We start from the raw sequence: 21486 nt of genomic DNA, 5'->3' as shown, positions 1-21486 counted from the left end.
ATGCAGCTGCGAGGAGGTGTGACGTGGACGTGGGGGCCGTGGTCGTACTTGCGGGGATCACCACGTTCGGCGGGATGCTTGCCGTCCTTGCGGGGGCCTACGGCCTGTACCAGGCGCGGCGGGTGAGAGAGACCGGCGTGCGGGTCCAGGCCCTGGTCAAGCGACGACCGGGAGCGGCTCATGAGGAGTCGTCCCCGCCGCAGCCGCTCCTCCAGTTCGTGACGGAGGACGACAGGGTGATGGAAGTCGTCTCTCCTGTTCCCGCCACCCGGCGACACCCGCTCAGCCATGGTGACCATGTGCTTGTCTCCTACGATCCGGCCGACCCGCGAAACGTCGTGGTCCACGGCTGGGACCGCTTGGGTCTAGAACGCGCGTTCATCGCCGGGGGTGCCCTCGTCGTGCTGTTTTCGATCGCGCTTCTTCTCGTCGCAGTCGCGAGTCGGTGACAGGCCCGCAGCGCCCTCTCGCCGTCAGGCGTGGGCGTGGCCGGTCGCGTCGAGCTCTGCCCCGACCTGGTTGGCCAGGGTCACGGCGACCAGGCGCGCAGCGAGTGGGGGCGCCGCTCCGGGCCTGGGCTGAAGCATGAACCGGCCGTAGAAGTGTCCATTGTGGAAGACCCGCAGTTCCAGCTCCTCCGGGGGCAGACCGTCGCGGTCCGCATCCCAGCACCGGTCGCCCCAGGCAATGGTGCCGTCCTCCTCCAGACGAGGTGGGCGTCCTATGAGGGTGCCGTATTCGAAGCGGCAGCCACTCAGCCCGAGCAGCCCCACGAGCTGCCGGCCCACATGGTCGATCACGGTGTGCGGGTCGGCGCTCGTCTCGGCCAGCCGGGCAGCGTGGTGGATCTGCGCCAGATAGTCGTCGTCGGTGAGGGCGATCACCTTAAGTTCCCGGGCCCGGGCCGCCAGCTGGGAGATGATGATGCCGACGACGAGGAACAGCACGGCTGTGATGACATCGGCGGGGTCGGCGATGGTGAATTGTCCGTAGGGGCGGGTGAGGAAGAAGTCGAACCACACTGCTGCGGACACGGCTGTGAGCGCACCGGCCAGACGACTTCCCAGGGCGGCCACGGCAACCACGGCGACGACGAGTACCAGGACCGTGTTGGTGTCGGACATGTCGGCCCGGAAGGGCACCAGCACCGCGCACACGGCCGGCGGCAGCGCGAGGGCGGCTCCGACCGCCACTTGACCCCTGGTGAGGTAATTGAGCATGAGCCCCACCTCCACCTCAGGTGTAACCGGGACGGACGCTCCCGTGTCCGGTTTCCGTCCGGCTTTGATGCGGCCTTGATGACGCGGGTGCTGGTGGACACCCCAATCGGACTGGGCCAGCCCTGAGCCCTTCGCGGTGGTACAACGTTCGCCGCTGATCAGTGGCAGGAACGAACTCGACGACCTGCTGTTCGGGCATGGATCTCTGTATGAGGGACTCGCGTCCGAAGGGGGTGCAGGAATGGCCGTCGTCAATCGTGCGTCAAGGGCCGGACGTACGGGATCAAGGGGTCGCTAACGGGGACATACGGGCCGGTAGAGGCGGGATAGCGTCGTTGCGTGCCCCGGGGCGGCGTGCCGAGGACCCGATATGCGAGTCGGACCGGCGTACGGGATGCGCCGAAAGCACGTGCTGTCCGGGGCATAAGGTCGCTCGACGCCGAATCCGCCGCGGGAGGTCCGATCAGGGCCGCCCCGCACCCGAATCAGGTGGTGCCTCTCATGATCCAGGTCCAGCCGAACAGCCTCTCCGGGCTCGCCGGGTGGTTTCCTGCCAGGACAGCGGGACCCGCCACTCTGGCCGAGCACGTTCTCGGTACCGGAATCGGCAGTTGGTGGGCGGACAGCGCGCTCCAGCCACAGGTCGTTGCCGTGAGCTGTGCGAAGCACGTACTCCTGCGTGGCGATCCGTACGCTCTTGCCCCGGGTTCTCTCGCCCCTTTCGCCGGCAGTCTCGTGGAGGCGCCGTCCCGTTTCCTGCGGGTCCTGGGCTCCTCCTTCGACCGGATCGTGCCGGGGAATCGGATGGTGTACGTCCACTGCGCGCCCGCATCCCCACCGGCGCCGCGGTCCTGGCATGGCGTGACGGTGCGCCCGCTCGTACGCGAGGACGCGCGGGCACTCGCCGCGGTGGGGCCGGCAGCGGCATGGATCCACGCAAGTTGGGACGGCCCGGCGGGGCTCGCTGCTTCCGGGTACGGCTGGGCCGCCTTCCACAAGGGCAGGATCCTCGCCGTGGCCTGCACGTACTTCCGCGGCAGCGTGTACGAGGACATCGCATGCGCCACCGTCCCCGACCGCCGACGCGAGTACCTCGCCCACGCCTGCGTGACCGGTCTGTGCGGGGACATCGCCGCCCGCGGCCGCACCGCGAGCCTGTCCTGCTCACCCGGCGACCGACGCACCCGCCTCCTGGCCTGGACCGCCGGATTCCGGCTGCAACGCGAGTACGCCCACTGCACAACCGGGACGCCTACGGCGTCGCGCCTCCCGAACCCCGGACACTCGCCGCGCGCCGAGGACAGGATCTGATCAGCGGCCACGTCCGGGGGCGGACAAGCGGGTACAGGGGCGTGGACGCACGCGACGGTACGCACAGAACCCGACCCTGCCCACGCGCACGCCACCGGACGTCAAGAAGCCGACAGAAATCCCGCGGGCCGCTCGCGACGGCGGGCAAGCTGCGGGATTGTTGGACTGTGACCACCGATTGGTTCCCTGACCCCGGGATGCGCCGGAACGTACTCGCACTCGGTACGGCCGGTCTGACCGTCATCGCCGTGGGCGCACTGCTCGAAGCCCTGTGGCTCCTCGGCATCGGCGTATGGGCGTTGATCATCGCCATGATGATCGACCTCATCTACCGGCCCTAGACACGCATCGTCCCACCGCGCATGAGCTTGCCTCCGTTGTCGCTCGCCCTTGCTCCGGTGAGCAGGTTCCGCCTCTGACTGTGCAGGTTGTGCGGGTGAGCAATCCGGGCGGTACGACGGCGATGTGGGCGAGAGTCCGGCTGGACGGGCTGTGGCGCGACGGGGACTTCGCCGACCGGTACCCGTGCGACGGGCGTCCGGGCGCTCTCGCCCGGCCGGATGGCCACCCCTCCGTGCGCTGAGGTTGCCGCTCGGCCGCCTGTCGGACCGGCAGGCGGCCGAGCGGTGTGTCTGTCGCATCGACATGGCGGGCCGCGGGCTGAGTGCGTCACACACCCGTCAGGGGGCCGTCATGGTCTCCGGCGCCTCCGTCAGAGAAGCGTGAACAGGCCGTGAACGAAAGACCTGTTGGCGCTTCGATGAGAGGAAAGGAACGCGATGCGGAAGTGGTGGCCCATGGATGAGACCGTATGCCGACGTGTTGTGGTCGGTGTGAGCGGCCCACAGGGAAGCCTGGCCCCGCTGCACCTGGCCGCGGCCGAGGCCAGGCGTATCGAGGCCGAGCTGTGGGCCGTGCTGGCCTGGGAGCCGCCCGGTGGCGAACTCGGTCACCGCAGCTTGTACTGCCCTCCGCAGTTGGCCGAGTGCGGCAGATCGGCGGGAGAGCAGCTGCTCATGGCGCTCGACGCCGCTTTCGGCGGCGCCGGTCCTGATGTCCCGTTGCAGCGTATGGTCGTTCGTGGTTCACCGGGACGGGCGCTGGTGGAGACCGCAGGCCGTGCCGGCGACCTCCTGGTTGTCGGCACAGGATCGCGCCGATGGCCGCACCGTGCGTTGTGCCCGTCCGTGGCACGCTACTGCCTCGCACGCGCGTCCTGTCCGGTGCTTGCTGTTCCGCCTTCACCCCTGGAGAAGGAACTCAGTGCCGTTCGACGCAGGATCGCCTGGCGGCTGCCGCTGGACGCCCGGGAGCTGACCGGTCCTGTGCCCCCGTTGACCGGCAGGGGGAACGTGTCATGACGTCACCGTGGCCGGAAGGTCGGGGCGGACCGGGGGATGGCCGCTCGCGGCGCGCAGGGTGAGCACCATGGTGAAGCCCCCGCCGGGGGTGTCCTCGGCTGCGAGTACTCCTCCCATCGCCTCCACGAAGCCACGGGCCACCGCGAGGCCCAGGCCGACACCGGCGCCGCGTGGGGTGTCTCCATAGCGTTGGAAGGGGGCGAAGATCCGTTCCTTGGCCTCGTCCGGTACGCCCGGCCCGCGGTCGATCACACGGACTTCGACGCGGTCGGCCATAGCGCTGACCGACACCCGCACGGGTTCACCGACCGGGCTGTATTTCACCGCGTTCTCGACGACATTGGCGACGGCGCGCTCCAGCAGCCCCGGGTCGACGGCCACCAGCGGCAGATCCTCCGGGATGTCCAGCCGGACGCTTCCGTCCGGCACACCACCGAGCGCCATGGGAACCACCTCGTCGAGGTCCGTCGCGCGGATCAGCGGCTGTACTGTCCCGGTCTCCAGCCGGGACATGTCCAGAAGGTTCCCGATCAGATGGTCGAGGCGGTCGGCGCCCTCCTCGATTCCGGCCAGCAGTTCGGCCCGGTTCTCCTCGGACCATTCCACGTCGGCGGACCGCAGGGACGTGACCGACACCTTGACAGTAGCCAGGGGAGTCCGCAGGTCATGGCTGACCGCGGCCAGCAGCGCCGTGCGGATCCGGTCACCCTCCGCATGCTTGTGAGCCTGTTCCGCCTCGCCCCGCAGCCGCTGCCGGTCGAGTACGACCGTGGCCTGGGCGGCGAACGCACCGAGCACCCGACGGTCCTCGGCCGGCAGCACACGCCCCGAGAGGGCCAGTGCCATGTGGCTGCCGATCGGCATGTCCACGTCCGCGTCCTCGGGACGAGCGACGGGCGTCGGTCCGACACTCCCCGCACAGGTCCACGGCTCGACCTCGCTCTGCCGCTCCAGCAATGCGACGGACTCCATGGCGAAGGTCACTCGTACCCGCTCCAGCAGAGCGTCCAGTGTGGTCTCGCCACGCAGCACACTGCCTGCGAGGAAGGAGAGGATCTCCGACTCGGCGCGAAGCCGCGCCGCCTGGTGCGTGCGGCGGGCCGCCAGATCCACTACGGAAGCCACCGAGACCGCCACACTCACAAAGATCGCGATGGCGATGACATTCTTCGGATCGGCGATGGTCAGCCGGTGCAACGGCGGTGTGAAGTAGTAGTTCAGCAGAAGCGATCCGAGTGCTGCGGAACCCAGCGCCGGAAACAGCCCGCCCACCAGTGCGGCGGCCACCGTCAGCGACAGGAACAGCAGCATGTCGTTGGCGAGGCCGAGACCTGCATCGACGTTGGTGAGCAGTGCGACCAGCAGGGCCGGGCCTGCCAGGCCGACCACCCACCCCCAGACGCTCCGGGCCGTACTCAGACGTGCCTGCCGGGCCACCGGCAGCCCCCGCCCGCGGGCGACTTCCTCGTGGGTGACGATGTGGACGTCCAGATCCGGACCGGAGTCCCTGGCCACCGTCGCCCCGACGCCCGGTCCGAAGACGTACTGCCAAGCCTTGCGGCGGCTGGAGCCGAGAATGATCTGGGTGGCATTCACGCCCCGCGCGAATTCGAGCAGGGACTGCGGCACATCGTCGCCGATGACGTGGTGGAACGTGCCGCCGACGTTCTCGACCAGAGTGCGCTGGACGGCGAGCTCCTTGGGCGAGGCGGAGGCCAGGCCGTCGCTTCTGGTGATGTACACCGCGAGTACTTCGCCACCGGCCCCTTTCTCGGCCAGCCGTGCGGCCCGGCGGATCAGCGTGGCACCTTCGGGCCCGCCGGTGAGTCCGACGACGATGCGTTCGCGGGCCTGCCAGGTGGTGCGGATGTTGTGCTCGCCGCGGTACTGGTGGAGGTATTCGTCGACCCGGTCGGCGACCCAGAGCAGGGCCAGCTCGCGCAGGGCGGTCAGGTTGCCGGGGCGGAAGTAGTTCGACAGGGCGGCGTCGAGCTTGTCGGACTTGTAGATGTTGCCGTGGGCCATGCGGCGGCGCAGGGCCTGGGGTGACATGTCGACCAGCTCGATCTGATCCGCCCTGCGGACGACCTCGTCGGGCACGGTCTCGCGCTGCCGCACGCCGGTTATCGCCTCGACGACGTCGCCGAGCGACTCCAGGTGCTGGATGTTGACGGTCGAGATGACGTCGATCCCGGCTTCGAGCAGCTCCTCCACGTCCTGCCAGCGCTTGGCGTTTCGGCAGCCCGGCACGTTGGTGTGGGCGAGCTCGTCCACCAGAGCGACTGCTGGGTTGCGCTCCAGAACGGCATCTACGTCCATCTCGGTGAAGACGGCTGAGCGGTACTGCATCGTACGGCGCCGGACCTGCTCCAGGCCGTGCAGCATCACTTCTGTGCGGGGGCGGTCGTGGTGTTCCACAAGGGCGACGACGCAGTCGGTGCCGCGCTCCACCCGTCGATGGGCCTCGGAGAGCATCGCGTACGTCTTGCCGACGCCGGGTGCCGCACCCAGGTAGATCCGAAGCTTCCCGCGTCCCATGGTTCCGACAGGTTCCGTTCTCTGAAGTCGACTGGACAGGAGGGGGAAGCTTCGAGGGCATTCGCGCAGTGCTCACTTCTCGAAGCGGTATCCCTTGCCTGGAGCGGTGATGAAGTGACGGGGGTGCGCAGGGCCGGGGTCGGGCTTCCGCTTCGACCGGGTCATGAGGACGCGGAGCCCGTACGCCGGGTCGCGACCTGCAAACGGGCGAGGAGTTCGACCATGCTGAATGGTTTGGTGATGTAGTCGTCGGCACCCGCATCGAGTGCTCTGACCTTCTCATCGGACGCGCTCCGTGCGGAGACCACCAGAATCGGTGCCCGGGACCACCGCCGCAAGCCCCGCATCACCTCGGCGCCGTCCATGTCCGGAAGCCCGAGGTCCAGGAGGACGGCATCAGGAGGATGCGCGGCAGCCAGCCGTAGAGCCGTGTCACCGTTGGGCGCGGCGTCCACCTCGTACTTGCGGGCCTGCAGATTGATCGCGATGGCCCGAACGAGCTGCGGTTCGTCCTCCACCACCAGCACCCGAGTCATCGGCGTGCCGCCTTTCCTGTCGTGTGCGAGCTGCGGCGCCTGGGAAGGAGGGCGGGTCCCAGGGAGCCAGGGCTTGTGCTCACAGCCTGGGCGTTCGACGAGATCACGGGGTGCGATGTCGAGGACCCGGAGCAAAGCACACCAGCGAGGACGGGGCTCATATCGCGCTCAGAACCTCTCCGGGTACAGAAGGGCGAGGACGAGACAGCCCAGCAGGGCGACGGACTACCAGACCGACGATGTTCTCGGCAGTCACAGCCTCGCCACCTCCTTTGCGACGAGAGCCACCAGCGCGAACACCGCGATCGTGATGACGACGAAGGCCACATCGGCCATCGTGTGCTCCTGGTTTGAGATATATCGACACTCGGACCCCATGAGCAAAGACCCATGCCGCGCGTCCGTACCTTCTGTTGACAGGTCCTTTACGGCCATTGGCGCGTCTTTGACGAGACCCATACGCCACTACGCCCACCTGTGAAAACGCAGTCCGCCCGGAGCGTCCGACCTCCGCCACAGGCACATCCCGGCCATTCCCCCCGTCAGGCCATCGGGGAGGGCCTGACGTTGTCCTCACACTCGTCCGCCCGGGTTGTCAGAAGGGTGTCAATACTCATCTCCGCAGCAGGGAGGGCTCCTGACGGTCGCCTAGATTCCGTATGCCGCTCAAGGTGGCGAACGCCGACGACATCGCCGAGTGCCGGGATCCTTCCCTCCTCGCTCTCGGCGTCGCCGGCGGTGGAACGCGGCGGCGTCTCCCCGCACTGCGTTCGCGTACGTCCCTGCCGGTGCCGGAATCCCGCACCGGCAGGGACCCATGGTTCCCCCGTCGACCGGTCCGGTCTTCTCAGAAGGTCTTCCTCGATGCATCCCGCCGCACCTCACCAGAGCCCGCCCTCGTCAGTGGTTCTCCCCTCTCCGAAGGCGCGCGCATCCGGCAGGGCTATTCGGCCGGGCGGCCCGTTCGACCCGGTGCAGCTCCTGAAGTCGTTCCCCGAAGCCCTGCGCAAGCTGCATCCGCGGACCCTGGTGAGAAGCCCCGTGCTCTTCGTCGTAGCCATCGGCTCGGTGCTGACCACGCTCTCCGCGCTCGTCCACCCTTCTGTCTTCACCTGGGTGGTCAGCTGCTGGCTCTGGCTGACTGTGATCTTCGCCAATCTCGCCGAGGCCGTCGCCGAGGGGCGAGGCAGGGCGCAGGCCGAGTCCTTGCGCAGGGCGCGTACCGACACAGTCGCGCTGCGGTTGCGGGGATGGCACTTCGGCATGGACCTGCGGTACGCGGAGACCGAGACGGTACCCGCGACCGAACTTCGGCTCTTCGACTTCGTTGTGGTCGCGGCCGGGGACGTGATCCCGGCGGACGGCGATGTCGTCGACGGCGTCGCGGCAGTCGACGAGTCGGCCGTGACCGGTGAGTCCGCGCCGGTCATCCGGGAGTCCGGTGGGGATCGCAGCGGCGTCACCGGGGGGACGGCGGTGCTCTCCGACCGCATCGTCGTCCGGGTCACCTCACGCCCCGGCCACTCGTTCCTGGACCGGATGATCGCCCTGGTGGAAGGGGCCGCCCGACAGAAGACGCCGAACGAGATCGCGCTCAACATCCTGCTGGCCGCACTGACTCTGGTCTTCGTGCTGGTCGTGGTCGCGGTTCAGCCGATGGCTTCGTACGCGAACGCCGCCCAGTCCACGACGGTCCTGGTCGCGCTGCTGGTCACCCTCATCCCGACCACCATCGGAGCCCTGCTCTCCGCGATCGGGATCGCGGGGATGGACCGGCTCGTCCAGCGCAATGTGCTCGCGATGTCGGGCCGGGCCGTCGAGGCGGCAGGTGACGTCAACACGCTGCTCCTCGACAAGACCGGCACGATCACCCTGGGCAACCGGGAAGCCGTCAGCTTCGTACCGATGCCCGGCGTCGAGGAGATCCATCTCGCCGACGCCTCCCGGCTCGCCTCGCTGGCCGACGAGACACCCGAGGGCCGCTCCGTGGTGGTCCTCGCGAAGCAGCGCTACGCATTGCGCGAACCCACCGGCACGGAGCTGAACCGGGCCAGGTTCATCGGCTTCAGCGCCCGGACCAGGATGAGCGGTATCGACCTGCGCTGGGACAACGGCGCCGCGTCCCACATCCGTAAAGGCGCAGCGGCGCAGGTGATCGACTGGGTGCGCTCCTACGGGGGCCATGTCCCTGGAGAGGCGCTGCGGTACACCGAGTCCATCGCCGCCGGCGGAGGGACTCCGCTCGTGGTCGCGGTGCACGACTGGAACGGTCCGCGGATCCTCGGTGTCATCCATCTCAAGGATGTCGTCAAGGAAGGCATCGCAGAGCGCTTCGCGCAGCTGCGCCGCATGGGCATCCGTACAGTCATGATCACGGGTGACAACCCGCTTACCGCCCGGGCCATCGCCAGGGAGGCCGGTGTCGACGACTTCCTCGCCGAGGCCACACCCGAGGACAAGCTCGCGCTCATCAAGCGGGAGCAGGAGGGCGGGAAGCTCGTCGCGATGACCGGGGACGGCACCAACGACGCCCCTGCTCTCGCGCAGGCGGATGTCGGCGTCGCGATGAACACCGGGACCTCGGCCGCGAAGGAGGCCGGGAACATGGTGGACCTGGACTCCGACCCGACCAAGCTGATCGAGATCGTCGAGATCGGAAAGCAACTCCTGATCACCCGGGGTGCGTTGACCACCTTCTCCATCACGAACGACGTCGCGAAGTACTTCGCGATCATCCCCGCGATGTTCGCGAGCGCCTATCCCGGTCTCGACGCGCTGAACATCATGGGCCTGCACAGCCCGACCTCCGCCGTCACCTCGGCGATCATCTTCAACGCACTGATCATCGTGGCGCTCATACCGCTCGCGCTGCGCGGCGTGCGATACACCCCGGCCTCGGCCCACGACCTGCTGCGCCGCAACCTTGCGCTCTACGGTCTGGGCGGGCTGGTTCTTCCCTTCGCCGGCATCAAACTGATCGACCTGGCGATCTCCATGGTGCCGGGTATCGGCTGACCGCCCGCCTCGCCCCCGGAAATGTCAGGTGTGGCCCGGAGCCGGCATCGCCCCTCGTATGAGGATGTCCAGTCCCCGCCGGGTCGTCGCCAGCACCACCCGGTCGCCGGCACGCAGAACGCGGCCGTGCGAGGGGCGCCAGTCGAAATCGGGGCGGTTCGGCAGATGCAGGCCGCCGAGGGTGTCCGAGGACGAGAAGCGGACCGCTGCCGAACCGGCGGCTCCCACGGCCAGGACCCGCCACTCGTTCCGGGCGAAGGCCTGGTGGATGGAGAAGCCCTCCAGCGCCGGGTGTCCGGCCACATCGACCGCGGTGAAGAGCAGCACTCCGCGTTCGACCGGCATCACGCCCAGGACGTGGCGGCCCATCATCGCGGCTGCGAAGGCGGGTGAGGCAAGCGCTGAGACGCTGCGGCTGCGGGTGAGCGCATCCGGGTAGGAAGCGCGCAGCGTGAGCGAGACCGTGGCCGCGAAGTCGTCGTCGTACAGCCGCATCACCGCTCGTACACCGGGGTTGACCTCCCGTGCGGCCATCACGATGTCGAGATTGGCGCTGTCGTCGCTGGTCAGGACGAGCATGGAGGCGCTCTGCCTGATCCGGGCCAGGTCAAGGACGCGGGGATCAGTGGCGTCCTCCAGGATCAGTGGCACGCCGAGTTCCCGGGCCACGGCGACGCCGCGGGCGCCCGGGTCGCGTTCGACGACGACGATCCGGTGCTGGGTGGAGCGCAGTCGGACAAGGACGCGGGTGCCGACCTTGCCGAGGCCGACGAGCACGATGTGGTCGCTGAAGTCGTCGGTGGGCGGGTGACTGATCGAGGCGGTGCGGAAGGCGCCGGTGGCGTTGAGTGTGGCGGCAACGACAAGGGGCAGTATCGCGAGGCCGGTGAAGCCCGCGATCAGCTGAAGGACCTTGCGAGCCCGGGATTCGTCGGTGGCCGGATCACCCATGGTGAAGATGTCCAGCAGGGGCAGGTAGACCGCCTTCCACAGCGGTATGTCGTCGACCGTGCAGTAAGTGGCGAGTGACAGAAGCGTCACCACCGCTGCCAGCACACCGAAGACGGACATCATTTCGCGGGAGACGAACACCTTCCACGGCAGATGCGTGAACCGGTCGCGCAGCCACCCGCCGACCGTACGCGAGTCTGCGGGAGTCTCCAGGACATGGTCGTGGGTGACTTCCTCCAGCATCAGCCTGCCGTGCGTGAACTGGCTGTGGTAGGAGGTGACAGTGTCCGGCAGCAGCCGAGTGCCGTCCTCGCCGGGCGTCTCCGCACTGTCCTCGCTGAGTGGATCGTCCCTGTCCGTGCCGGAGAACACGGCCAGGGTGGCGAGGTCTGACGCATGGGGTGGCGTTCCGGCCGGGCGCACCACGCCTCGGAAGACCTTGCCCGCGACCTGGAGGGTGTGTCCGGGGCCGAGCGCGGCTGCGGCGACCAGCTCGGGAACTGCGGTGTCGGCGTCCGAGAGCACGGTCGTCGACGTGTCGAAGGGCAGGGCGTCCCGGGGCCGGCCGGCACTCACGTCGGAGCGGTCGCGACGGGCGAGGACGGCGCGGTCCAGGAGCTGTTCGAGGTGACGGCCGCGCTCGCGGTTGTACATCCGGATGACCAGCCGGATGGACGGATTGAGGCTGCGGGCAAGCAGGGCCGCCATCATGTTGGTCTGGTCGTCACCGTAGGCGAGAGCGAGGGCGGCAGCCCGTTCGACCCCGGCGGCTCGCAGCGTCTGTTCGTCGGGACGTGCCGCGATCAGCAGTTCGACGGGGGAGCGCGGGTCCCGGTGGAGTGTGTCGATCTCACTGCCGTGCTCGTCGTGGCGGGACGGCAGGACGACGGTGACGGTCTCACCGCAGACGGCGTCGAGCTCGACCGCGAGACGGCGGGCCAGTCCGTCGTCACCACAGATCACCATGTGCTGTGAGCGGGGTACAACTTGCGTCGCAGATGGGGAAGTTGAGGTCACGCTCGCCAGCCTGCCGCTCTGGAAGCGACTGAATCCCGTTCGTACGGAAGTTCGGCATCAAAGTTCCGTATGGGGAGGGAGGCTGAAGGACTGGACCGGCGCCCGGCGTGCGCCGACGGGCAGGACACCAGGTCGAGGAACATCGCGTCGACCTGGCGCCCTGCGGCGAGGCGCGACACCGAGCACGCGTTTCACGAGAAGTCCCGTGCGACGGCGGGAAGCGACAACGCCATGGTCAGGCCTCCGCCAGGGGTGTCCTCCGGCGCGAGGCTGCCGCCCATCGCCTCGGCCAGGCCACGGGCGAGTGCGAGGCCGAGTCCGACCCCGGTCGTGTTGTCGGTGTCACCCAGCCTCTGGAACGGTACGAAGGCTCGCTCACGGTCCGTGGCAGGCAGACCGGGGCCGCGGTCGATGATGCGGAACTCGACCCGGTCGGCGAGCGCGCTCGCGGTGATCACGACAGGCCGGTCCGGTGGGGTGTAGCGGACGGCGTTTCCGACGAGATTGGCGATGATGCGTTCCAGCAGGGGCGGATCCGCAAGGACGGCGGGCACGCCCTCGGAGATCCGGACCTCCACGGTGCTCGGGTCGCAGGGCAACGAGTCCAGGGCAGCCGGAAGTACTTCGTCGAGGGTGGTGGCCCTCAGATTCAAGGTGAGGGCCCCCGCCTGGAGCCGGCTCATGTCGAGAAGGTTGTCCACCAGCCGGTTCAGACGGGCCATGGACTCCTCGGCCGTCGCCAGCAGCTCACCCCGGTCCTCCTCGCTGAACTCGACCTCGGTGCTGCGCAGGGAGCTGATGGCGGCCCAGCCGGCGGCCAGCGGGGTGCGCAGGTCGTGGCTGACGGCGGCGAGCAGTGCCGTACGCATCCGGTCGGCAGCCCTCACGGGCTCAACTTCGGCAGCGGCCTCGGCGAGGCGTGCGCGTTCGAGGGCGGCGGCGACATGAGCGGTGAAGGCCGTCAGGACACGCAGCTCGGATGCAGGCAGAGTGCGGCCCCGCAACACCAGATGGGCGTCAGGACCGACCGGTACGTGGATGGCGTCGTCGTCCGTCGCAGGCTGCGTGAGCAGCTCGGCCGAAGCCATCGAGAAGGTCTCTCTCGTACGTTCGAGCAGCGCCGGGATCGCCTGGTCCCCGCGGACGATCGACCCGGCCAACGAGGACAGCGTCTCCGCCTCGGCAGTGGCCCTGGCGGCGCGGCGCGACAACCGCAGCGACCGGTCGACGATCGCGGCCACAGTGGCTGCGACGATCGCGAACACCAACAGCGCCAGGATGTTGTTGGGCTCGGCGATGGTGAACTCTCTGATCGGCGGTATGAACCAGTAGTTGAGCAGCAGCGATGCCGTCACCGAGGCGACGAGCGCGGACACGACCCCGCCGACACAGGCAACCCCGACCACCACCACGAGGAACAGCAGTGCCTCACTCGTCAGGTTGAGGCTGTCCCGGGTGTTGTCCAGCAGGAACGTGAGAGCTATCGGAAGGAACAGACCGGACACCGGCCCCGCGATGAGCCGTACGACTGGCAGGGTGCGCCGCCGCGACGGCAGGAGCCGGCCTCCGCCGGCACGCTCGTGGGTAACCATGTGAACGTCGATGTCCTGTGACAGTTCGACGATCGTTTCGCCGATGCCCCGGCCTGAGATGAGCCGCTCCAGCCGCCTCCGCCTGCTGGTGCCCAGTACCAGTTGCGTGGCGTTCTCAGCGTGTGCGAACTCGGTGAGCGCGGTGGCCACGTCGTCGCCCACGACGGAGTGGTAGCTGCCACCGAGGCTCTCGACGAGCGCCCGCTGGCGGGCGAGTGAAGCCGATGAAGCGCCGCCCGTCAGTCCGTCGCTGCGCACGATGTGCACGGCCAGCAAGTCGCCGCCCGCGCTGCGGTCGGCGATCCGGGTCGCGCGACGGATGAGTGTCTCGCCCTCGGCGCCACCGGTGAGGGCCACCACGACTCGCTCGCGCGTTTCCCAGACACGTCCTATGCCATGTTCGGAGCGGTACTTCTGCAGCGCTTCGTCGACTCGTCCCGCCACCCACAGCAGGGCCAACTCTCGTAGCGCGGTGAGGTTTCCGGGACGGAAGTAGTTGGACAGCGCGGCGTCGACCTTCTCCGGTGCGTAGATGTTCCCGTGCGCCATCCGGCGACGCAGCGCCTCGGCCGGCAGGTCGACGAGTTCGATCTGATCGGCACGGCGCACCACCTCGTCGGGGACGGTCTCCCGCTGCGGCACATCGGTGATCCTCTCGACGACGTCTTTGAGGGACTCCAGGTGCTGGATGTTGACGGTGGTGACGACATCGATGCCGGCGGCGAGGACCTCCTCGATGTCCTGCCAGCGCCTGCTGTGCCGTCCGCCGAGCACATTGGTGTGAGCGAGTTCGTCGACGAGCGCCACTTGAGGGCGTCGGCGCAGCAGCGCGTCGAGGTCCATCTCGCCGGGTTCTGCGCCCCGGTGGAAGCGTGCGACAGGGGGAAGGACCTCCAGGCCCTTGAGCCGCTCCTCCGTGAGTGGCCGCTGGTGGCATTCCACGGCAGCTGCTACGACGTCGATGCCCCGCCGTGCTCTGCGGTGTGCCTCGTCGAGCATCCGGTAGGTCTTGCCGACGCCCGGGGCCGCCCCGAGGAAGACCTTGAGCCTTCCCCGTCCCACATCTGATTCCGTCACGGCACGCGCCTCCTCCCGCCGCACGCACGCCTGGTCACGGGGGCCTTCCTGCGCGGCCGGGCGACGGGTGCTGCTGATCAGCATCGGCCGTGAGCGGCGGACGAGGGGCCAGGCGCGGCCACCTTGACGCGATCCTGATCCGGCCCGCTGCGGGCGACGGGCGCCTACCTGTCATCTCGATGTCCAGGCTTCCTCCCACGAAGAAGCAGGACTGAGACCGGGCCCTCTACGCCGCAGACGTCGGCCTCCGGTCAAGCGCTGCACCAGCATCCCGACCGCGCATCGACAGCAGCATCAGAGATCTACCACGACAAGGGACTGTTACCCGAGCCGGACCGTGACGCCTCCGGTTACCGGCGACATGGGCCGGCCACGTCATCGACCTGATTGCGTGTTCTCAGACGGCGTACGCGTGGGTCTGCGCCGCCTTCACCGTCGCCCAGACCTCCGCGCCCGGATGCAGGTCGAGCTCGGCAGCGGCGACCGCGGTGAGATCGGCGGCGAGCGGGAGATCGCCGGTCAGAGCGGCGCGGATCTGGTCGCCGTGGGTCTCCAGGCCGGCGACCTCGCAGCGCCAGAGGTTGCGGGCGCTGGAGCCGCTGGGGCGGCCGCGGTAGAGGGTGATGGCGCTCGGGGGGAACGCCACGAAGACCGGTCCGGACAGGACCTCCGCGGTGGTGATGGCAGGGCCGGTGTCGAGGCGGACCGTGTGGCCGTCCGCGTGGCCCCGGTAGAGGTTGAGGCCGACGAGCTGCGCGATGTAGTCCGTACGGGGGTGGCGGGCGATGTCGGCCGGGCTGCCCTCCTGGACGACTTCGCCGTGCTCGACGACGACCAGGCGGTCGGCGAGGACCATGGCGTCGAGCGGGTCGTGCGTGACGAGTACGGCCACTGCTTCGAACTCTGCCAGGTGGCGGCGGAGTTGGGTGCGGACCTCCAGGCGGGTGCGGGCGTCGAGTGCGGCCAGGGGTTCGTCGAGGAGGAGCAGGCGTGGGCGGGTGGCGAGGGCGCGGGCGAGGGCGACACGTTGCGCCTGGCCGCCGGAGAGCCGCCGGGGCTTGGCGCCGGTGTGATCCGCCAGTCCCAGGCGGTCGAGCCACTCGGCGGCCTGCGCGCGCGCCTCCGCCTTGGTCGCCCCCTGGCAGCGGGGCCCGAATGCCACGTTGTCCAGGGCGGTCAGGTGGGGGAAGAGCAGGTAGTCCTGGAAGACGACGCCGACCGGGCGGGACTCCGGCGGCGTACGCTCCAGCGTCGTACCGTCCAGCCGCAGATGACCGCCGGTGAGCGGTGTCAGGCCGGCCAGCGTGCGCAGCGCGGTGGTCTTGCCGGCGCCGTTCGGGCCGAGCAGGGCGACCACCTCGCCGGGCGCGACGGTGAGCGCCACGTCGAGTCGGAAGGCACCGCGGTCCACCACGAGGCGGGCGTCGAGCCCGTTCGGGGCAGTGCCGGTGTGGAGGTCGTGAGTCTCGGTCATCCGGCGGTCATCCAACGGTCGCGCAGTCCGGCCAGTACCGCGACGGACACGGCAAGCAGCACCAGGCTGAGGGCGATCGCCGCCTCCGGGTCGCTCTGCAGGGCGAGGTAGACGGCGAGGGGCATGGTCTGGGTACGGCCGGGAAAGTTACCGGCGAAGGTGATGGTCGCGCCGAACTCGCCGAGCGCGCGGGCCCACGCCAGGACCGCTCCGGCCGCGATGCCCGGCGCGATCAGCGGGAGTGTGACCCGGCGGAACGCGGTGAAGCGGGACGCGCCCAGAGTGGTTGCCGCTTCCTCGTACCGCGGGTCGGCGGCCCGGAGTGTGCCCTCGACGCTGATGACGAGGAACGGCATCGCCACGAACGCCTCCGCCACCACGACCCCCGCCGTGGTGAACGGCAATGTGATGCCGAACCAGGAGTCCAGCCACTTGCCGACGATGCCGTTGCGGCCGAGCGAGGTCAGCAGCGCCACACCGCCGACGACCGGCGGCAGCACCAGCGGGAGCGTGACGAGAGCGCGCACGAGGCCACGGCCGCGGAACTCGACCCGGGCCAGCAGCCAGGCCAGCGGTACCCCGATGACCAGGCTCACGGCGGTGGCGGCGGTGGCACAGATCAGGGACAGCCGGAGCGCCTGCCACACCTCGGCGCTGGTCAGCTGCTCGGGCATGCTGCGCCACGGGGCCCGTACGAGCAGGGCGATCAGTGGCACGATCAGGAACGCCAGGCCGATCAGCGCGGGCACGAGCAGAGGCAGCGGTGCACCGCGGCCGCCACCCGTCCGGACGCGCCGACGCCGCGGCCCACCCCGGAGGGTGCCGGTCGCGGCGTCGGACTTCGCGGTCGAGGTCACGGCTTCAGGAACCCGGCCCCGGTCAGGACCTTCTGGCCCTGGGCGGACTGCACCAGCTCGATGAATGCCTTGGAGGCATCGGCGTTGGGGGCGTCCTTGAGCAGGGTGATCGGGTAGTCGTTGACGGCGTCGGCCGACTCGGGGAACTCCACGCCCTCCACCTTGTCACCGGCTGCCTTCACATCGGTCTTGTACACGACTGCCGCGTCGGCCTCCTTCAGCTCGACCTTGGTCAGGGCGCTCTTGACGTCTTGCTCGTACGAGACCGGGGTGAGCTTGAGACCGCTGGCGTCGAGGGCCTTCTGGGCGGCGGTGCCGCACGGCACCTCCTTGTCGCAGAGCACGACCTTCAGGCTCGACTTGGTGAGGTCCTTGAGAGAGGAGATCTTGTCGGGGTTGCCCGGCAGGGTGGCGATCTCCAGCTGGTTGCGGACGAAGGTGGCGGGCGTGCCGGAGGCGTCGCCCGCGTCGGTGACGATCTTCATCGTCTTGGGGCTGGCCGCGGCGAACACGTCGGCAGGTGCGCCGCCGGTGATGCTCGCGGCCAGGGAGTCGCTGCCGCCGAAGCTGAAGGTCACCTTCGTCCCCGGGTGCTGCTTCTCGAACTCCTTGCCCAGGGTCGTGAAGCTCTCCTTCAGCGAGGCCGCGGCGAACACGGTGACCGTGCCGGACAGCTTGTCCGAGGCGGAGGAGTCCGACTTCACCGACGAGGAATCGTCGGACGAGGAGCAGGCGCTCAGTGCCAGCAGCGCGGCGGTGCCTGCACCGGTCACCTGCAGGGTCCGGCGTGCGGTACGGGTTATCACGGGTCCACTCCCTCTGGTCCTGACGGACATGTCTACGGTCTGTCGACGACCACGTTGGTCGACTTGATCACGGCATCCGCCGGAACACCGGGCTCCGGCTTCAGCTCCTCAGCCGACTCGCGGCTGACCGTCGCCACCACCCGGAACGGCCCGGCACTGGATTTCCACCTGCGCCGACATGTCGCCGAGGATCACATCGGTGACGATGCCGGAGAAGCGGTTGCGGGCCGATGAGCCCGTGGAATCCCGCTCCGCACGGTGCAACTGCCGGGCGTAGGCCGCGAGGGCCGGCCCGGGGATGATCCGGCGGCCGGTCCCGTCGCGTTCGGCGGTGATCTTCCCGCCATCGACCAGACGCCTCACGGTGTCGGCACTGACGCCGAGCAAGGCGGCCGCGTCCCCGATCCGGTAGGTGTGCATGCGCTGATGATAATGCCGCAGATGCGAGGTGAAAGTCTTCTGTGTCTTTGCATGAGCCGGAGTACTGATCTTTCTGGATTGCATGTGCGTTTGTACGGGATGGGCATCCGGGTAGGGGCACCCGGGAGGTGGTAGCCCATGAGCCAGTCCCCTGCATCGGCGGACACGATGGCGGAACTCGCCCTCACCGGAGATCTGACCCGTCCGGCCCGCCTGACGGTGCCCGATCTGCTCGCCTGGCCGCAGCACGAGGCCGACGTCAGCTTCGAGTGCGCCACCAGCGGCACCCAGCACCACCGCTTCACCGGGCCGCTCCTGCACGACGTCCTGTCGGCGGCCGGTCCTGTCTTCGACCCCGCGCGGCGCAAGGACCGCCTGCGTTTCCTGATCGCGGTGTCCGGCGCGGACGGCCACCACACCCTGCTGTCCTGGGCGGAGATCGACCCCGATTTCGGCCGCGCGCCCGTACTGCTCGCCGTCACCGTCGACGGCACGCTGCTCGACCGCGCCGGCGCCCAGCTCGTCCTGCCCCAGGACCGCTGCGGCGCCCGGCACATCAGCGGCATCGACGCGATTCGCGTGGACGGCGGCTACGCCTCCTGGGCGTGACGACCCCGCCCGCGTCCGACGGGCCCCGTCCGCCGCCGCGCGCCGTCAGGGCCAGAGCAGTCCGTGGCGCCAGGCGGACTGTCGGGCCTCGTCCCGGCGGTACAACACCCGGTGGTGGACACGGTCGATGCTCGCCTGCCAGAACTCCACCTCGGTGGGGGTGATGGCGTGGAGCGTCCAGCTCGGCGGGCACGGCACTTCGTCCGGATGGGCCGCGCCGAGGCGCTCGAACGCGGCCGGCACTTCCTGCCGGTCGGCGAGCGGGCCCGGACGGTGCAGGTGGGCAGCGAGGCGGGAGCCACGGCCGCGCTCGGCGAAGTCGCCCTCGGAGGCAGTCCGGCCGCGGTCGGCGGCGGTCCCCACGATCCGTACCTGTCGTCCCACGGAGGTCCAGTGGAAGTGGGCCGACACATGCGGATTCTCGGCGATCCCCAGGACCTTGCGGCTGTCGGCGGGGGTCGCGGAATGCACGTATCCGTCGTCGATGTCCTTGACGATCAGGATCCGGCTCGACGGGATGCCCGACGGGCCGACCATGCACAGGCTCATGGCATGCGGCTCCAACTGTCCGGCCGCAGCCGCCGCGAGGATCCACTCCGTCACCAGGGGAAGAGGGGTGTCCGGGAACTCGTTCTCACCGAACGCGGCAGCCTCGACGCTCGTGAAGACCGGGATCGACCTGAGCCCTGTTGCGCATCGCCTCACTCACGTGCCAGGACCCTACCCGCACCGGAAGCCCGTTGCCCGAGGTGATCCGCATGGCTACGGCCGGCCCCATGCCTGATGACGAATCCACCCGCTCGGCACGGCTGTTGGACGCCCAGGCGAAGGCCGCACGGCTCTTCATGGAGATCGAGGAGCGCGGTGGGGTCAGGGAGAGCGGGCGAAGCTCTCCAGCAGTCACCTGATGGTGCGTCAGAAAAGTCGGCAAGTGGTCAGCACGAGTCCTGGAGAACCTGGGGAATGCTGCCCGGACTAGCGATTGGTTGTATGGTAGGGAAACCGCCCTTGACCTGCAAAAACGCAGGCAGGGAGCCTATGTTCAGGAGTACCTCGATGCTGCGCACGATGTTCAAGTCAAAGATCCACAGGGCCACCGTGACCCAGGCCGACCTGCACTACGTGGGTTCCGTTACCATCGACGCCGAGCTGATGGAGGCGGCGGATCTGCTGCCCGGGGAGCTGGTGCACATCGTCGACATCGACAACGGCGCCCGTCTGGAGACGTACGTCATCGAGGGGGAGCGCGGCTCCGGTGTCATCGGCATCAACGGCGCCGCCGCCCACCTCGTCCACCCCGGTGACCTGGTCATCCTGATCAGTTACGCCCAGGTCGACGACGCCGTGGCCCGTGACCTGGAGCCGCGCGTCGTGCACGTCGACGCCGGCAACAGGATCATCGGACTCGGCTCCGACGCGTCGGCACCCGTACCCGGCACCGCCACCGAACGGAGCCCGCACGCCGTTCCCGCGGCGCGCTGACCCGGTTCGGACACCCAAGAGAGCATCGTCATGGCAGAGCCGGCAGAACGCGTCGAACTCGACATCCGCGACGACCGCGCGAGCGGGAACCTGCTCGCGTACGAGAACGGCAGGGCCGCCGGAGTCGTCGCGTACTTCGTGATGGACGGTGAACCCGCCGCGCTCGTCGCCGTCCACACGGTCGTCGAGCCCGGACACGAGGGCAGGGGCATCGCGGGCGCCCTGGTCCGGGAGTTCTACGCCATGGCGGTGCGCGAGGGTGTGCCCGTCGTGCCGCTCTGCCCGTACGCCGCGGAGTGGGCGGCGCGCCACCCCGACCAGGCTCCCGAGGCCCCGGCCGAACTGGTGGAGCGGGCGAAGACGCAGCTCGAGGCTCACCCCGAGCTGTACTGACCGAGGTGGGCCGGGGCGGTACCGTTCGGCGGATGACGCTCGCGCTGCTGCACACCTCCCCGGTCCACGTACCTGTCTTCGACGCGCTCCGGGACGCCGGCCATCCCGGACTCGCGCTGCGCCATCTCGTGCACGAGGACCTGCTCGCCAGGGCCAGGGAATCGGGCCCCGAAGCGGTGGCGGGCGAGATCGGGGCCCTGCTCGCGGGCGCCGTCGCGGACGGTGCCCGCGCCGTGCTCTGCACCTGTTCGACGATCGGTGCCGTCGCCGAGGCGGAGTCGGCGACGCTCGGAGTCCCGGTGCTGCGCGTCGACCGCCCGATGGCGGCCGCCGCCGCGGCGCAGGACCGCGTGGTGGTGCTCGCGGCGATCGCCAGCACTCTGGCGCCGACCCTCGCGCTGCTCGCCGAAGAGGCGGGGGACCGGCCCGTCGACGTGCGCACCGTCGTGGTGGACGGGGCCTGGGCACGCTTCGAGGCCGGTGACCGCGACGGCTATCTGGACCTCGTCGCGGCCGCGGCCGACGCGGTCACCGACGCCGACGCGATCGTGCTGGCACAGGCGTCCATGGCCGACGCGGTCACCCGTACGGGCACCCGCATTCCGGTGCTCTCCAGCCCCGGCCCGGGTCTCGCCGCCGCGGCGGCCGCAGCGCGCTGACCTCCGTACGGCCCCGGCCCCCGGCCGGTCATCCCGAACCCGCGGGCCCGGACTCACCAGGCGCGCGCCGCTGCTCCGGGAGACGGTGGAAGCAGATCCACCCGAACCGTTCGGAGGCCCCCCGATGACGAACCCGTACCCCGACCCCGTGCCGCCGGCGCCCACCCC

At 69.4% G+C, this 21486-nt stretch carries 19 protein-coding genes and 3 pseudogenes; 11 read left to right on the top strand and 11 right to left on the bottom strand.

The window, feature by feature from the left end:
- Nucleotides 1–23 precede the first annotated feature (23 nt).
- Nucleotides 24–449 (top strand): DUF3592 domain-containing protein, encoded by a 426-nt coding sequence (locus ACFYY7_RS30735; protein WP_388666742.1) that lies wholly within the window; start codon nt 24–26, stop codon nt 447–449.
- Nucleotides 450–473: 24 nt separating this feature from the next.
- Here the strand turns inward: ACFYY7_RS30735 and ACFYY7_RS30730 are convergent, their stop codons facing one another.
- Nucleotides 474–1220: a DUF4118 domain-containing protein gene (locus ACFYY7_RS30730; RefSeq protein ID WP_388666739.1), complete on the bottom strand. Its 747-nt coding sequence runs from the start codon at nt 1218–1220 to the stop codon at nt 474–476.
- A 501-nt stretch (nt 1221–1721) separates the two neighbouring features.
- Here ACFYY7_RS30730 and ACFYY7_RS30725 point away from each other — a divergent pair.
- From ACFYY7_RS30725 to ACFYY7_RS30710, 4 genes are all read left to right on the top strand, one after another.
- A complete protein-coding gene (locus ACFYY7_RS30725) occupies nt 1722–2531 on the top strand; it encodes a GNAT family N-acetyltransferase (RefSeq protein ID WP_388666736.1) in 810 nt (269 codons plus the stop codon).
- 167 nt (nt 2532–2698) lie between these two features.
- Nucleotides 2699–2872: a hypothetical protein gene (locus ACFYY7_RS30720; protein ID WP_388666733.1), complete on the top strand. Its 174-nt coding sequence runs from the start codon at nt 2699–2701 to the stop codon at nt 2870–2872.
- A gap of 95 nt (nt 2873–2967) precedes the next feature.
- Nucleotides 2968–3114, top strand: a complete 147-nt coding sequence (locus ACFYY7_RS30715) for a hypothetical protein (RefSeq protein WP_388666731.1) — start codon at nt 2968–2970, stop codon at nt 3112–3114.
- A 196-nt stretch (nt 3115–3310) separates the two neighbouring features.
- Nucleotides 3311–3892 carry a universal stress protein gene (locus ACFYY7_RS30710; RefSeq protein ID WP_388666729.1) on the top strand — a complete coding sequence of 194 codons (582 nt, stop codon included), beginning with the start codon at nt 3311–3313 and terminating at the stop codon, nt 3890–3892.
- Here the strand turns inward: ACFYY7_RS30710 and ACFYY7_RS30705 are convergent.
- The 3 genes and pseudogenes from ACFYY7_RS30705 to kdpF all read right to left on the bottom strand — a co-directional run bounded on the left by ACFYY7_RS30705 (nt 3887) and on the right by kdpF (nt 7222).
- Nucleotides 3887–6430 (bottom strand): ATP-binding protein, encoded by a 2544-nt coding sequence (locus ACFYY7_RS30705; protein WP_388666726.1) that lies wholly within the window; start codon nt 6428–6430, stop codon nt 3887–3889. The genes ACFYY7_RS30710 and ACFYY7_RS30705 overlap by 6 nt on opposite strands.
- Nucleotides 6431–6502: 72 nt before the next feature.
- Nucleotides 6503–6966: pseudogene (locus ACFYY7_RS30700) on the bottom strand (response regulator transcription factor).
- A 168-nt stretch (nt 6967–7134) separates the two neighbouring features.
- Nucleotides 7135–7222: pseudogene (gene kdpF / locus ACFYY7_RS30695) on the bottom strand (K(+)-transporting ATPase subunit F).
- A gap of 608 nt (nt 7223–7830) precedes the next feature.
- Here kdpF and kdpB point away from each other — a divergent pair.
- Nucleotides 7831–9981: a potassium-transporting ATPase subunit KdpB gene (gene kdpB, locus ACFYY7_RS30690; RefSeq protein WP_388666723.1), complete on the top strand. Its 2151-nt coding sequence runs from the start codon at nt 7831–7833 to the stop codon at nt 9979–9981.
- Nucleotides 9982–10005: 24 nt separating this feature from the next.
- On the opposite strand, the gene ACFYY7_RS30685 is transcribed toward kdpB, so the two are convergent.
- The 6 genes and pseudogenes from ACFYY7_RS30685 to ACFYY7_RS30660 all read right to left on the bottom strand — a co-directional run bounded on the left by ACFYY7_RS30685 (nt 10006) and on the right by ACFYY7_RS30660 (nt 18175).
- Entirely contained in the window at nt 10006–11898 is a 1893-nt protein-coding gene (locus ACFYY7_RS30685; protein WP_388666720.1) for an NAD-binding protein, read from the bottom strand.
- A gap of 242 nt (nt 11899–12140) precedes the next feature.
- Nucleotides 12141–14618: an ATP-binding protein gene (locus ACFYY7_RS30680; RefSeq protein WP_388666717.1), complete on the bottom strand. Its 2478-nt coding sequence runs from the start codon at nt 14616–14618 to the stop codon at nt 12141–12143.
- Nucleotides 14619–15015: 397 nt separating this feature from the next.
- Nucleotides 15016–16092, bottom strand: coding sequence for an ABC transporter ATP-binding protein (locus tag ACFYY7_RS30675; RefSeq protein WP_388666714.1), 1077 nt, complete (start codon nt 16090–16092; stop codon nt 15016–15018).
- Nucleotides 16089–16949: a molybdate ABC transporter permease subunit gene (gene modB, locus ACFYY7_RS30670; RefSeq protein WP_376424891.1), complete on the bottom strand. Its 861-nt coding sequence runs from the start codon at nt 16947–16949 to the stop codon at nt 16089–16091. Before modB ends, ACFYY7_RS30675 begins: the two co-directional genes overlap by 4 nt.
- Nucleotides 16946–17752, bottom strand: a complete 807-nt coding sequence (gene modA / locus ACFYY7_RS30665; protein WP_388667180.1) for a molybdate ABC transporter substrate-binding protein — start codon at nt 17750–17752, stop codon at nt 16946–16948. The genes modB and modA overlap by 4 nt, the downstream gene beginning before the upstream one ends.
- Before the next feature lie 35 nt (nt 17753–17787).
- Nucleotides 17788–18175 (bottom strand): annotated as a pseudogene (locus ACFYY7_RS30660) (molybdopterin-binding protein).
- Nucleotides 18176–18313: 138 nt separating this feature from the next.
- On the opposite strand from ACFYY7_RS30660, the gene ACFYY7_RS30655 reads away from it, so the two are divergent.
- A complete protein-coding gene (locus tag ACFYY7_RS30655) occupies nt 18314–18784 on the top strand; it encodes a molybdopterin-dependent oxidoreductase (RefSeq protein ID WP_388666711.1) in 471 nt (156 codons plus the stop codon).
- A 45-nt stretch (nt 18785–18829) separates the two neighbouring features.
- Here the strand turns inward: ACFYY7_RS30655 and ACFYY7_RS30650 are convergent, their stop codons facing one another.
- Nucleotides 18830–19489, bottom strand: a complete 660-nt coding sequence (locus ACFYY7_RS30650) for a pyridoxal 5'-phosphate synthase (protein WP_388666708.1) — start codon at nt 19487–19489, stop codon at nt 18830–18832.
- 71 nt (nt 19490–19560) lie between these two features.
- Here ACFYY7_RS30650 and ACFYY7_RS30645 point away from each other — a divergent pair, with 71 nt between their 5' ends.
- From ACFYY7_RS30645 to ACFYY7_RS30630, 4 genes are all read left to right on the top strand, one after another.
- A complete protein-coding gene (locus ACFYY7_RS30645; protein WP_388666705.1) occupies nt 19561–19692 on the top strand; it encodes a hypothetical protein in 132 nt (43 codons plus the stop codon).
- A 148-nt stretch (nt 19693–19840) separates the two neighbouring features.
- Nucleotides 19841–20266, top strand: a complete 426-nt coding sequence (gene panD / locus ACFYY7_RS30640) for an aspartate 1-decarboxylase (protein ID WP_376632008.1) — start codon at nt 19841–19843, stop codon at nt 20264–20266.
- A gap of 30 nt (nt 20267–20296) precedes the next feature.
- On the top strand, nt 20297–20659 hold the full coding sequence (locus tag ACFYY7_RS30635; RefSeq protein WP_388666703.1) for a GNAT family N-acetyltransferase: 363 nt from the start codon (nt 20297–20299) through the stop codon (nt 20657–20659).
- A 32-nt stretch (nt 20660–20691) separates the two neighbouring features.
- Nucleotides 20692–21318, top strand: coding sequence for an arylsulfatase (locus tag ACFYY7_RS30630; RefSeq protein ID WP_388666700.1), 627 nt, complete (start codon nt 20692–20694; stop codon nt 21316–21318).
- Nucleotides 21319–21486: the final 168 nt, after the last annotated feature.

The sequence above is a fragment of the Streptomyces sp. NPDC001933 genome (assembly GCF_042890955.1).
Classification (GTDB): Bacteria; Actinomycetota; Actinomycetes; order Streptomycetales; family Streptomycetaceae; genus Streptomyces.
The sequence above is the reverse complement of the archived record's forward strand: the minus strand, read 5'-3'. Positions and strand labels throughout refer to the sequence as shown.